Source organism: Mycolicibacterium gadium (assembly GCF_010728925.1).
Lineage (GTDB): Bacteria > Actinomycetota > Actinomycetes > Mycobacteriales > Mycobacteriaceae > Mycobacterium > Mycobacterium gadium.
The window spans coordinates 1514039-1525837 of record NZ_AP022608.1 but is presented as its reverse complement, the minus strand read 5'-3'; the positions used below and the strand labels follow the sequence as shown (position 1 = coordinate 1525837).

The window sequence follows — 11799 nt, the reverse complement described above, 5'->3', positions numbered from 1 at the left end:
TGTGCTGCGCCGGGTACGTTGCGCACATGCTGTTATCGGCGAAGATCGCTCCGACGTTCGACTATCCCGTGCTCCAGGAGTTTTGGTCGCGGGCCGACGAGTTGGGCTTCCACTCGGTCGCCAACTACGACCACTTCTACGGGCTGTCGGATCTCTCGGATCCCACGTACGAGGGGTGGACGTCGCTGGCCGCCATGGCCGGCGTGGTGTCGCGGGCCCGCATCGGCTGCATGGTCTCCGGTGTGACCTACCGCAATCCGGCCATGCTGGCGAAGATGGCGGTCACGGTTGACCACATCAGCGGCGGCAGAATGGATTTCGGCCTCGGCGCGGGGTGGCATGAAGAAGAACACCGCGGATACGGGATCGAGTTCCCAAGTGCGGGCGTGCGTGTGGAGATGCTCGACGAGGCACTGACCATCGTCCGACGACTGTGGACCGAGGACTCGGTCACCTTCGAGGGCCGCCACTATCAGCTGACCGACGCGCTGGCCAATCCGAAACCGCTGCAGCAGCCGCACCCGCCGATCGTCGTCGGCGGCGAGAAGCCGAAGATGCTGCGCGTCATCGCCCGTCACGCGAACGAGTGGAACGTTCCAAGCCACGGCGATGTGGATGCCTGGGCCAATACCAGCGCCCTGCTCGATGAGGCGTGCGCGGACGTCGGCCGAGATCCGGCCGAGATCAGGCGCTCGATTCAACTGTTCGTCCTGCCCGCCAAGAGCGGTCACCTAGAGGAGCAACTGGCTCGGCTCCCGGAGCTGGAAAGTCTCGGGTGCGACCATGCGGTGCTGTCGTTCTATCAGCCACCCTCCGCGGCGCAGTTGGAGCGTTGCGCGGAACTGATCTAGCCGGCGCCGGGTTCTGCCACCTTCACCGTCGCGCCGGGCGCGCCCTCCTGCTCGATCGTCTCCGGGTCCAGTGGTGTCGTGCCGCGGCGGGACCGACGCAGTCGTGCCTCCAGCCACACAGCCAGCGACGACAACGCAAAGTTGACAATGATCATCAGGACCGCGACGACGACGAGGGCCGGCAAGAGGTTGGTGAACGCCGCGCCGACGTTCGTGCCCCGCGACACGAGTTCGGGGTACGTGATCGCCACACCCAACGCGGTGTCCTTCAGGACGACGACCAACTGCGAGATGAGCACCGGCAGCATGGACGTAATCGCTTGCGGCAACAGTATGGACCGCATGGTCTGGCCCCACCGCATACCGAGCGACCACGCGGCCTCCGACTGTCCACGGGGCAGCGCGTTCACTCCTGCTCGGACGATCTCGGCGATTACGGCGCCGTTGTACAACGTCAAGCCGGTGACGACTCCGGCCAGGGTCAAGTACTCGGAGAGGAAGACGTCGTACCTCGAATAGAAGAAGTACGCGAAGATCATCATGATCAGAACTGGCACGGCGCGGAAGAACTCGACGAACACCGCGCATGGCGAACTGATCCACTTGTGCGGGGACAGACGTCCGACCCCTAACGCGACGCCGAGGATTCCCGCCAGTACGATCGATAACCCGGCGGCCTTGAGCGTGCCCTCGATGCCTGGGAGCAGGTAGTTCTCCCAGACGTCCGACGTGGTGAACGGCTCCCACATCGCCCACGCCAGTTGGCCTTTGCGCCCGAGCTCGAGACCGACAAGGAGGAGCACGAGAAGGACGACCAGCACGGTGACCCCGGTGGCTATCCAGTTGCGGACCTTGGCGCGCGGGCCCGGCGCGTCGAAGAGGACGGATGATCCACTCATCTGGCCACCGCCAGTCGCTTGCCCATCCACCCGAACAGCAAGCCCAATGGCAGTGTCAGCGCGACGAATCCGGCGGCGAACAGGCTGCCCACCAGCAGGAGCGCCGACGATTTCTCCACCCACTCCGACATCAGCAGCGACGCTTCGGCCACGCCGATCACCGAGGCGATGGTCGTGTTCTTGGTCAGCGCGATGAGCACCGACCCCATGGGGATGATCGTCGCGCGGAAGGCTTGGGGCAGCAGGATGAATCTCAGGTTCTGGCTGAACGTGAGTCCCAGCGACCGGGCGGCCTCGGCCTGTCCCAGCGGAATCGTGTTGACCCCGGAGCGCAGTGTCTCGCAGACGAACGACGCCGTGTAGACGGACAAGCCCAGGACCGCCAGCCGGAAGTTGTTGTCCACCAGGAAGGTCGGCGAGTTTCGATTGGCGAAGTCGATACCGAGCGATGTGTAGAGCCCCAGCGAGGTGAACAGGATGATGAGCGTCAACGGGGTGTTGCGCACGATGTTGACGTAAGAGGTGCCGAGCCAGCGCAACACCGGCACCGGCGACAACCGCATCGCCGCCAGTGCCGTGCCGATGACCAGCGCCCACAGCGCCGAGAACAACGTCAACTGGATGGTGACCCAGAACGCGTTCAAGAACGCGTCGGCTCTGAAGACCTCCATACTCGCTCCGCTGGCAGACCGCCGGTCAGTTGGTGGCGGCGATGGCCGGCGGCGCCGGCGTCTTGACACCGGCTGGGCCGAGGTTCTTTTCGAAGGCCGCCGCCCAGGCTCCGTCGGCCTCCATCTTCTTCAGCGCGTCGTTGATCTTGTTGAGCAGTTCGGTGTCGCCCTTCTTGAGGCCGATGCCGTAGTTCTCCTCGGAGAACGTGCCGCCGACCAGCTTGAACGCGCCGGGGGACTGCGCGGCGTAACCGGCGAGGATGACCTCGTCGGTGGTCACTGCCGCAACCTTGCCCGTCTTGAGCGCCTCGATACACGCCGAGTAGTTCGGATATTCCTGCAGCTGCACCGTGGGGAACTCATCCTTGATCTTCTGCGCCGGGGTCGAGCCCTTCACGGAGCAGAGGATCTTGCCGGCGAGCGAATCCTTGCCGGTGATGTCGGTGTTGTTCGCCTGCACCAGCAGGCTCTGCCCGGTGACGAGGTAGGGACCCGCGAAGTCGACTCGCTTTTTACGCTCGTCGGTGATCGAGTAGGTGGCGACGATGTAGTCGACCTGGTTGTTGTCGATGAGGTTCTCGCGCTGGGCTGAGACCGCTTCCTTCCACTCGATCTGGTCGGGCGTGTAACCCAGCTGCTCGGCGACGAACGTCGCTACGTCGACGTCGAATCCGCTGTAGGTGCCGTCCGGGTTCTTCAGACCAAGACCCGGCTGATCGAACTTGATCCCGATGGCGATCTTCTCCTTGTCGCCCGATGCGGCGCTGCCGCCGGAATCGCCACCGCCGCAGGCGCTCAGAGAGAGGGGGATGGTGACAGCGAGCGCGATCGCCCCCAGGATTCGCTTCGAAATGGCTGGCATTCGTCGTTCCTTTCGAGTCAGTGCTTGAGGATCTTGCCGAGAAAGTCTTTGGCGCGGTCGGACTTCGGGTTGGTGAAGAACTCGATCGGCTCGGCCCCTTCGACGATCGCCCCGTCGGCCATGAACACGACGCGGTTGGCCGCGCCTCGTGCGAAACCCATCTCGTGGGTCACGACGATCATCGTCATCCCTTCTTTGGCCAGGGTGGTCATGACGTTGAGGACTTCGTTGATCATTTCGGGATCCAGCGCGCTGGTCGGCTCGTCGAACAGCATGACCTTCGGGTTCATCGCGAGCGACCGCGCGATCGCGACCCGCTGCTGTTGACCGCCCGACAGCTGCGCCGGGTACTTGTCCGCCTGATTGGCCACTCCGACGCGCTCCAGCAGCGCCATGGCGGCCTCGCGGGCCTTCGCCTTGGACGCCCCGCGCACCTTCATCGGCGCCAACGTGACGTTCTCGAGGATTGTCTTGTGCGCGAACAGGTTGAAGGACTGGAATACCATGCCCACGTCGGAACGCAGCTGCGCCAGCTTCTTGCCCTCGGCGGGCAGCACTTCGCCGTCGATCGCGATGGTTCCGGAGTCGATGGTCTCGAGCCGGTTGATCGTGCGACACAATGTCGACTTTCCAGAGCCCGACGGTCCCAGCACGACGATCACCTGTCCGCGCTCCACCGTGAGGTTGATGTCCTTGAGCACATGGAGGCTGCCGAAGTGCTTGTTGACGGCCGCCATCGAGACCATCGGCACGCTGCTCGGACCCGGATCGACCTCTTTCACCTCCGGCCCGCTGGCTTCCATGGGTGCAGACCTTACCCAGGTAAGGCCGGGCGTGCTCAGAACTCGTCAATCCGCTCAGATCGCCATGCTGACCAGTCCGTACCATGGGGCGCGTGACTTCGACGGTGACGCAACAGGCGATGGCCGACAGTGCCGTTCGCCAGACGGCCGCGCTCACCGCTACGCGTGAAGGCTCGTCGGCGCGCACGTATCAGGTCCGCACCTACGGCTGCCAGATGAACGTCCACGACTCCGAGCGGCTGGCGGGGTTGCTGGAGGCGGCCGGGTATCGCAAGGCGGCCGACGGTTCGGACGCCGACATCGTCGTGTTCAACACCTGTGCTGTGCGAGAGAACGCCGACAACAAGTTGTACGGCAACCTGAGCCACCTCGCGCCGCGCAAGAACGCCGACCCCGATATGCAGATCGCCGTGGGCGGCTGCCTGGCTCAGAAGGACCGCGACGCGGTGCTCAAGCGGGCGCCGTGGGTCGACGTCGTGTTCGGCACCCACAACATCGGATCGCTGCCCGCCTTGCTGGACCGCGCGCGGCACAACAGGGTGGCCCAGGTCGAAATCGTCGAGGCGCTGCAGGAGTTCCCGTCCGCGTTGCCCGCAGCCCGCGAGTCCGCCTATGCCGCATGGGTGTCGGTGTCCGTTGGCTGCAACAACACGTGCACGTTCTGCATCGTCCCCGCGTTGCGCGGCAAGGAGGTCGACCGCAGGCCCGGCGACGTGCTCGCCGAGGTGACCTCACTCGTCGACCAGGGAGTCCTGGAGATCACCCTGCTCGGCCAGAACGTCAACGCCTACGGCGTCTCCTTCGCCGACCCTGATCAGCCGCGCGACAGGGGAGCCTTCGCCAAACTGCTGCGCGCCTGCGGGCGTATCGACGGACTGGAACGGGTGCGGTTCACGTCGCCGCACCCCGCTGAGTTCACCGACGACGTCATCGAGGCGATGGCCGAGACGCCGAATGTCTGCCCCACACTGCACATGCCGCTGCAGTCGGGTTCCGACCGAATACTGAAGGCGATGCGCCGCTCGTATCGCGCCGAGCGCTACCTCGGCATCATCGACCGGGTGCGCGCCGCCATCCCGCACGCCGCGATCACCACCGACCTCATCGTCGGCTTCCCCGGCGAGACCGAGGAGGACTTTCAGGCCACGCTCGACGTCGTCGAGCGGGCACGGTTCGCCAGCGCGTTCACCTTCCAATACTCCAAGCGGCCCGGCACACCGGCGGCCGAACTCGACGAACAGGTACCCAAACATGTTGTGGCCGAGCGGTATCAGCGATTGATCGAACTGCAGGAGCGGATCTCACTCGAGGAGAACACCGCATTGATCGGGAGCACCGTCGAGCTGCTGGTCGCCACGGGAGAGGGACGCAAGGACGCCGCCACCGCGCGAATGTCAGGGCGGGCCCGCGACGGTCGGCTGGTGCACTTCCACCCGGACGGTCTGCCGATTCGGCCCGGAGACGTCGTCACGACGACGATCACCGGCGCGGCGCCGCATCACCTCATCGCCGACTCCGTCATCGCCGCCCATCGGCGCACCAGGGCGGGTGACGCGCACGCCGCCGGTGTGGGCCCCCCGCCTGCGTGGGGAAGTCCGCGCACCGGCGTCGGCCTCGGAATGCCCGGTATCGGAGCCCCGACCGAGCCGCAGATGTCGACCGGGTGCAGCCGGTGAGCAAGCCAGACAACGGCGAGTTCGACAGTTTCAAGGGCGACATCGAGGCGGCCGAGCGCCGGGTGGCGCGTGAAATCGATCCCGGCGCAAGGGCGTTGGTCATCGCCATCGGCGTGTTCGTGCTGCTGCTGTCGTTCGTCCTGCCGCACACCGGCGGCGCCAAGGGACTTGATGTGCTCATCAGCAGCGATGTGGCGGTCCGCGAAGGCATCACCCTGCCGTCGCGGGTGTTCACGTGGCTGGCCTTGGTGTTCGGCGTCGGGTTCTCCATGCTGGCGCTGCTGACGCGCCGATGGGCGCTGGCGTGGATCGCCCTGGCAGGATCGACGGTGGCGTCGCTGGTCGGCCTGTTGGCGGTGTGGTCCCGCCAGACTGCGCCCAGCAGCTATCCCGGTCCCGGTATCGGGCTGATCGTCGCCTGGCTGGCGGTCATCGTGGTGACGTACCACTGGGCGCGCGCGGTGTGGGTGCGCACGGCCGTTCACCTCGCCGCCGAGGAGGAGCGCCGCCGCTATGTCGCCGAACAGCAGCGCAAAGGTCTGCTCGACGGCCTCGACGACGATTCCAAGGACTGACCCGCCGAGCGGCGCATCTCTGGCCTGGACGAGCGTCAGTCGCGTGCCGGCAGGTGGCCGTCCAGCGCGGCGGACACCGCGGGCGAGTATGCGTCGATGAACTCCTCTGTCGACAGGGCGGCGACTGACGCCACCTCCAGCACGTAGCGCGCATAGATCACGCCGACCAATTGCGTGATGAGGACGGCAGAACAGCGTTGTGCCTGGGCGGTGGCCATGCCTTCCTCGGTCAACCGCGCCACGACCGGCGCATCCAGTGCCGCTTCGACGAAACCCCTTGTGAGTGCCGGGCTTTCCCCACCGCCGCCGGCGTGCGCGATGGCCACCAGAGTCGCGCGGTTCTCGGGGTCGTCCCACGTCCGCACCAGAGCGGTCAGCAGCCGACGCGCCAGATCGGTGACCGGACCGGCGATCTGCGCTTCGATGACAGTCACCGGGTTGGCCCGAAGTGCGAACGCCGCACCGAAGAGTTCTTGCTTGGACCCGAAGAAGTAACTGATCAGGGCGGGGTCCACGCCCGCGTCGGCGGCGATCATGCGCATCGTCGCCGCGCGGTAGCCGATCTCGACGAAGCGCGCCCGGGCGGCGTCGAGGATCTGCGCTCTGGTGTCGGCGCCGCCTGCGCGACGCCCGGGGCCGCGACGCACAGGCCCTTTATTCATCACGGTTGAATTATAGCCCTGGCTGATCTAGCCTCAATTCATCAGCGTTGAATAACTGATGAAGGGACTCGAAATGCCTGTTCGCACGGAAACAATGCCGGCCCGGCTGGTGCCACCGACCGATCACGGATACGTGATATTGGCGGCGACCGTGGACAGTCGGCTGCCGTTCTTGCCGAGCAGCCGACGCAAGGCCGCGCTGCTGTCCGCGCTGTCCGAGGACATCGCCCAGGTGGAGCAGGTGCACGGCGTGACGCAGGCGCTCCTCTTCGACGCGCGATTGGTCGCGCCCGGGATGGGCCATGACCTTCTTCGTGCGCGTGCGATCACGCCTGCGCGATTCGACGTGCTGGTGCTCATCGAGACCGTCGACCCTGAAACCGCGGTGACACTTAAAGGTGGTGACTCTTACCGTCGGTTGAAGGACCGGCTGGAATCGGAGGCGGCCAGGATTTATGAACTCGCCGCTTGCAACGTCCGGCGAATCGCCGATGTCGACCATGACCAGTCGTCGGTGTTCCTGTTCAACTTCTTCTACGCCGACGATCCGCGCCGGCTCCTCCGCGTATGGGAGGACACGGCGGGATGGTTCGTCGCCAAGACCGCGTTGCCCGACTCGACCGTCTTCGAGCCGCTACCCGGCGAACGCGACGATTACGGCATCATCAATCACGCGAGCTGGCCGAACTTCCGGACATTTCTTCCGCACCTGATCCTGCGGCCGTCGTTTCGACGTTTCGTACTGGCCACCTTCGAGTCGAACGGTGTTGCAGCACAACCAATTCTGTTTCGGCGGGTGATGCCGCAACAGGCGGTGGTGCGGGCCGCAGTGCGTTAGCGCTTGCCCAGGGCTTCGGCCGCGGCGTCGGCCCACTGTCGCCACTGCTCGGCGTTGGCCCGCGCCTCGGCGGCATCCTTCTCCCGCCCGGCAGCCGCAGCCTTCTCGGCCTGACGCTCGTACTGTTCTGCGCGAGCACGGAATTGATCGGCGCGCGCCTTCGCTTCGGGATCCACACCGCCGGTAGGAGCGTCGCGCACCTTCTTCTCGATCGCGCGCAGTCGGCGTTCCAGGTCGGCGCCCCGCTCGCGCGGCACCTTGCCGATGGCGTCCCACTTGTCGCCGATCGTCCGCAGCGCAGCCCTGGCCGCCTCGAGGTCGCTGGTGTCGATCTTCTCGGCTTCGGCGAGCAGCTTCTCCTTCGCCTCGGCGTTGGCGCGGAACTCGGTGTCGCGCTCGGCGTTGGCGGCGTTACGCGCCGAGAAGAACTTGTCTTGGGCCGCTTTGAGCCGTTGCCACAACGCGTCGTCGACGTCCTTGGCCGCCCGCCCTGCGGCTTTCCACTCGGTCAGCAGGTCGCGGAACGCCGCAGCCGTCGGACCCCAATCCGTGGAGTCGGCCAACGCCTCGGCGCGTTCGCAGAGCGCTTCCTTGGCCTGTCGGGCGCCGGCACGTTCGCGGTCGAGATCGGCGAAATGCGAGCCGCGCCTGCGGTTGAACGCCTCACGCGCCGTGGAATAACGCTTCCACAGCGCGTCGTCGGATTTGCGGTCCAGGCCGGTGATCGTGCGCCACTCATCGAGAATGTCGCGCAAGCGGTCGCCGGCGACCTTCCATTGGGTGGAGTTGGCCGCCAGCTCCTCGGCCTCCGCCGCCAACGCTTCCTTGCGTGCGATCTGGGCGGCACGATGCTCTTCGCGCTTGGCCTTGTCGGCCTGTGCGGTTTCGTCGGCATGTTCGATGATGGCGGCCAGCCTCGCGGCCACGGCGTCGACATCGCCCAGCACGTGGGCGTCGGCCAGCGTCTCGGCCAGCGCGGCCGCTGCCGCCTTGATCTTGCGGGCGTCGCCGGTACCAGACTCGAGCCTGCGCTCCATGAGAGCGACTTCGGTGTGCAGATCGTCGAAGCGCCTGCCGAAATGTGCGAATGCCGCTTCGGTGTCGCCGGCCTGCCACGACCCGATGATGCGTTCACCCGAACCGGTGATCAGCCATACGGTGCCGTCGGGGTCGACCCTGCCGAACCGGTGCGGGTCGCTGGTGGCGGGCACAGCGATCGTCGGTGCCGGCTTGCCGGGGCGCGGAGTGGGGCGCGGCGGCCCCGGCCTCGGGGCGGGTTTGGGGGAGGAGGCCTGGCCTCCCGGCTCGCTGATCGTCATGTTCGTTTCTCGTACCCTCCGCGCGGTGTTCCGCGCACCTGCCGCGCGACGCGGCGCCCAATAGCTGTCTCTTCCGCACGCTATTCAAACAGGTCGCCCCGCCGTTTGCGCACGGCTTTCACGATGCATCTGCCTACGCTCTGAACGACGACGACGAAAGGAGCCCGATGGTCAAGGCGGACTTCGCCGCCCTGCTGGCCCTCGGCGCTGCACTGTTCATCGCGATCGGCGACGTCATGCACCAACGTCAGGCGCACGAGGTGACCGACGAGCAGGTCAGTCACGCGGCACTGTTTCTGCAGTTGTTGCGCGATCGCCGGTGGTGGCTGGGCAGCCTGGTCGCGGCGGTCGGCTTCACGTTGCAGGCCGCGGCGCTGGGCCTCGGTTCCGTGCTGCTGGTGCAGGCGGTGCTGGTGACCTCGCTGCTGTTCGCCCTGCCGATCAACGCGCGGCTGTCACACCGCCGGGTGACGAGGTGGGAGTGGACGTGGGCGGCGCTGCTGGCCGCCTCGGTCGCGGTCATCGTCACCGTCGGCAACCCGACCGCGGGCCATTCCCGCGCCTCGTTCGAAACCTGGGGAGCGGTGGTCGCCGTGCTCGGGCCGGTGCTGGTGCTGTGCGTGATCGCCGGCAGCATGCTCGAGGGTCCGATCAGTGCCGTGCTGTTGGCGGTGGTGTCCGGCGCGTTGTGGGGCGTGTTCGCGGTACTGACAAAGGGCGTGGTTGATCGGCTCGATGACGGGCTTCTCGCGCTGCTCAGCACACCGGAGCTCTATGCGTGGGCCATTGTCGCGGTCGCGGGTACCGCGTGGCAGCAGTTTTCCTTCCGAGCGGGCTCGCTCACCGCGTCGCTGCCGACCATGACCGTCACCGAGCCGGTGGTGGCGTCGGCCCTTGGCGTGGTGATCCTCGGCGAGTCGCTGCGCCCGGGAGATGCGGGCTGGTTCACCCTGATCGCCGCCTTCGCGGTGATGGTCGTCGCGACCGGTGCGCTCGCCCGTGGCGAAGCGGCCGACGCGGGGCAGCGTGCGACGCGGCATTAGCGTGGTCACGTGCTGAGCGCCATCGCGATCGTCCCGTCGGCACCCGTCATGGTGCCCGAACTGGCCTCGGGTGGGGCAGCCGAGCTGGCCGGCTTGCGTGAGGCGCTGTTCACCGCCGCGGCGGCACTGCCCGCGCGGTGGATCGCCGTCGGAGCCGGACGCACCGACGGCGGCGTGACACCCCCGCACACCGGGACGTTCGCCGGCTACGGCGTCGACGTGCGGGTTGCGTTGTCGGCCGACGACTCCGGCGCGCCGACGGAACTGCCGTTGTGCGCGTTGGTGGCCGGCTGGCTGCGCGGGCAGGTCAACCCCGACGCGACCACCGAGGTGCGGATCTACGCCGACGACCATGGTGCCGGCGTGGCGCTGGACCTCGGTCGGCGGCTGCGCGCCGAGATCGACGCGGCCGCCGACCCCGTCGGGGTTCTCGTCGTCGCCGACGGCGCGAACACCCTGACCCAGCCCGCGCCCGGCGGCTACGACCCGGATTCGATCCCCGTACAGGCCGCCCTCGATGAGGCGCTGGCCACTGGCGATGCGACGGCGCTCGCTCGGCTGCCGGCCACGATCGTCGGCCGGGTGGCCTACCAGGTGCTGGCCGGACTCGAGCCCGAGCCGCGGTCGGTCAAGGAGCTATACCGTGGTGCGCCCTATGGTGTCGGATACTTCGTGGGCGTCTGGCGTCCATGACGCGTCCGATCGCGATCGTCGGCCCGACCGGCACAGGAAAGTCCGAGCTTGCGCTGGCGGTGGCCGAACGCCTCGGCGGCGAAATCGTGAATGCCGATGCCATGCAGCTCTACCGCGGCATGGACATCGGGACCGCGAAACTGACGGTCGCCGAGCGGCGCGGCATCCCGCATCATCAGCTCGACGTCCTCGAGGTGACCGAAACGGCGAGCGTGGCCCGCTACCAGCAGGCCGCCGCCGCGGACGTCGAGGCCATCGCCGACCGTGGCGCGGTGCCGGTCGTCGTCGGCGGATCGATGATGTACGTCCAATCACTGCTCGACGAATGGACCTTCCCCGCGACAGACCCGGCCGTGCGTGCCAAGTACGAGCAACGCCTCGCCGAGGTCGGTGTCGGCGCCCTGCACGGGGAGCTGGCAGGGGTGGACGCCGACGCCGCCGCGTCGATCCTGCCCACCGACGGACGCCGTATCGTGCGCGCGCTGGAGGTGGTCGAGTTGACGGGCCAGCCGTTCGCCGCATCCTTCCCGGCGATCGGTGCTCCTCGATGGGACACCGTGATTATCGGAATCGATTGGGAGACAACGCTTCTCGAAGAGCGTCTGGCGCAGCGCACCGACAAGATGTTCCGCGATGGACTGGTGGAGGAGGTCCGCGCACTGCTGGACCGCGGCCTGCGCAACGGTGTGACAGCCTCCAGGGCACTCGGGTACGCCCAGGTGATCGCCGACCTCGATGACGGCAACGACGGGACGGCGGCACGCGAACCGACGTTCGTCGGAACCCGGCGTTATGTGCGCAGGCAGCGGTCGTGGTTTCGTCGCGACCACCGCATCAGTTGGCTCGACGGGGCAGCGGCCGGCACCGTCGAGGAAACGCTGCGCATCTGGCGGGACGTATCCTGAGC

The 11799-nt window shown here is 67.0% G+C and carries 13 protein-coding genes; 7 read left to right on the top strand and 6 right to left on the bottom strand.

Annotated features, from left to right (window positions below):
• The first annotated feature begins 26 nt into the window (after positions 1-26).
• Positions 27-851 (top strand): LLM class F420-dependent oxidoreductase, encoded by an 825-nt coding sequence (locus tag G6N36_RS07600; protein WP_163685963.1) that lies wholly within the window; start codon positions 27-29, stop codon positions 849-851.
• On the opposite strand, the gene G6N36_RS07595 is transcribed toward G6N36_RS07600, so the two are convergent.
• The 4 genes from G6N36_RS07595 to G6N36_RS07580 are packed head-to-tail and all read right to left on the bottom strand — an operon-like array spanning position 848 to position 4029.
• On the bottom strand, positions 848-1750 hold the full coding sequence (locus tag G6N36_RS07595) for an amino acid ABC transporter permease (protein WP_163685961.1): 903 nt from the start codon (positions 1748-1750) through the stop codon (positions 848-850). The genes G6N36_RS07600 and G6N36_RS07595 overlap by 4 nt on opposite strands.
• Positions 1747-2421 (bottom strand): amino acid ABC transporter permease, encoded by a 675-nt coding sequence (locus tag G6N36_RS07590; protein ID WP_163685959.1) that lies wholly within the window; start codon positions 2419-2421, stop codon positions 1747-1749. The genes G6N36_RS07595 and G6N36_RS07590 overlap by 4 nt, the downstream gene beginning before the upstream one ends.
• A 25-nt stretch (positions 2422-2446) precedes the next feature.
• Positions 2447-3283: a glutamate ABC transporter substrate-binding protein gene (locus tag G6N36_RS07585; protein ID WP_163685957.1), complete on the bottom strand. Its 837-nt coding sequence runs from the start codon at positions 3281-3283 to the stop codon at positions 2447-2449.
• 17 nt (positions 3284-3300) lie between these two features.
• A complete protein-coding gene (locus tag G6N36_RS07580; protein WP_163690532.1) occupies positions 3301-4029 on the bottom strand; it encodes an amino acid ABC transporter ATP-binding protein in 729 nt (242 codons plus the stop codon).
• A 176-nt stretch (positions 4030-4205) separates the two neighbouring features.
• Here G6N36_RS07580 and miaB point away from each other — a divergent pair, with 176 nt between their 5' ends.
• On the top strand, positions 4206-5762 hold the full coding sequence (gene miaB / locus G6N36_RS07575; RefSeq protein WP_163690531.1) for a tRNA (N6-isopentenyl adenosine(37)-C2)-methylthiotransferase MiaB: 1557 nt from the start codon (positions 4206-4208) through the stop codon (positions 5760-5762).
• Positions 5750-6337 carry an Rv2732c family membrane protein gene (locus G6N36_RS07570; RefSeq protein ID WP_163685955.1) on the top strand — a complete coding sequence of 196 codons (588 nt, stop codon included), beginning with the start codon at positions 5750-5752 and terminating at the stop codon, positions 6335-6337. Before miaB ends, G6N36_RS07570 begins: the two co-directional genes overlap by 13 nt.
• 35 nt (positions 6338-6372) lie before the next feature.
• On the opposite strand, the gene G6N36_RS07565 is transcribed toward G6N36_RS07570, so the two are convergent.
• Positions 6373-6999: a TetR/AcrR family transcriptional regulator gene (locus G6N36_RS07565; protein ID WP_235690242.1), complete on the bottom strand. Its 627-nt coding sequence runs from the start codon at positions 6997-6999 to the stop codon at positions 6373-6375.
• Between the two features lie 73 nt (positions 7000-7072).
• On the opposite strand from G6N36_RS07565, the gene G6N36_RS07560 reads away from it, so the two are divergent.
• Positions 7073-7837 (top strand): hypothetical protein, encoded by a 765-nt coding sequence (locus G6N36_RS07560; RefSeq protein ID WP_163685951.1) that lies wholly within the window; start codon positions 7073-7075, stop codon positions 7835-7837.
• Here G6N36_RS07560 and G6N36_RS07555 read toward each other — a convergent pair.
• Positions 7834-9156: a DUF349 domain-containing protein gene (locus G6N36_RS07555; RefSeq protein WP_163685949.1), complete on the bottom strand. Its 1323-nt coding sequence runs from the start codon at positions 9154-9156 to the stop codon at positions 7834-7836. The genes G6N36_RS07560 and G6N36_RS07555 overlap by 4 nt on opposite strands.
• A 167-nt stretch (positions 9157-9323) precedes the next feature.
• Here G6N36_RS07555 and G6N36_RS07550 point away from each other — a divergent pair, with 167 nt between their 5' ends.
• The 3 genes from G6N36_RS07550 to miaA are packed head-to-tail and all read left to right on the top strand — an operon-like array spanning position 9324 to position 11797.
• Positions 9324-10199, top strand: coding sequence for a DMT family transporter (locus tag G6N36_RS07550; protein ID WP_163685948.1), 876 nt, complete (start codon positions 9324-9326; stop codon positions 10197-10199).
• Between the two features lie 9 nt (positions 10200-10208).
• Positions 10209-10892 (top strand): class III extradiol ring-cleavage dioxygenase family protein, encoded by a 684-nt coding sequence (locus G6N36_RS07545; protein WP_163685947.1) that lies wholly within the window; start codon positions 10209-10211, stop codon positions 10890-10892.
• Complete coding sequence (miaA, locus tag G6N36_RS07540; RefSeq protein WP_163685945.1) at positions 10889-11797, top strand: tRNA (adenosine(37)-N6)-dimethylallyltransferase MiaA; 909 nt, start codon at positions 10889-10891, stop codon at positions 11795-11797. Before G6N36_RS07545 ends, miaA begins: the two co-directional genes overlap by 4 nt.
• Positions 11798-11799: the final 2 nt, after the last annotated feature.

Bases quoted from the DNA above. Each gene is read 5' to 3' on its own strand.
- G6N36_RS07565 (WP_235690242.1), bottom strand. From the start codon at position 6,999: ATGAATAAAGGGCCTGTGCGTCGCGGCCCCGGGCGTCGCGCAGGCGGC.
- G6N36_RS07550 (WP_163685948.1), top strand. From the start codon at position 9,324: ATGGTCAAGGCGGACTTCGCCGCCCTGCTGGCCCTCGGCGCTGCACTG.
- G6N36_RS07585 (WP_163685957.1), bottom strand. From the start codon at position 3,283: ATGCCAGCCATTTCGAAGCGAATCCTGGGGGCGATCGCGCTCGCTGTC.
- G6N36_RS07600 (WP_163685963.1), top strand. From the start codon at position 27: ATGCTGTTATCGGCGAAGATCGCTCCGACGTTCGACTATCCCGTGCTC.
- G6N36_RS07580 (WP_163690532.1), bottom strand. From the start codon at position 4,029: ATGGTCTCGATGGCGGCCGTCAACAAGCACTTCGGCAGCCTCCATGTG.
- G6N36_RS07555 (WP_163685949.1), bottom strand. From the start codon at position 9,156: ATGACGATCAGCGAGCCGGGAGGCCAGGCCTCCTCCCCCAAACCCGCC.
- G6N36_RS07595 (WP_163685961.1), bottom strand. From the start codon at position 1,750: ATGAGTGGATCATCCGTCCTCTTCGACGCGCCGGGCCCGCGCGCCAAG.
- miaA (WP_163685945.1), top strand. From the start codon at position 10,889: ATGACGCGTCCGATCGCGATCGTCGGCCCGACCGGCACAGGAAAGTCC.
- G6N36_RS07590 (WP_163685959.1), bottom strand. From the start codon at position 2,421: ATGGAGGTCTTCAGAGCCGACGCGTTCTTGAACGCGTTCTGGGTCACC.
- G6N36_RS07560 (WP_163685951.1), top strand. From the start codon at position 7,073: ATGCCTGTTCGCACGGAAACAATGCCGGCCCGGCTGGTGCCACCGACC.
- miaB (WP_163690531.1), top strand. From the start codon at position 4,206: ATGGCCGACAGTGCCGTTCGCCAGACGGCCGCGCTCACCGCTACGCGT.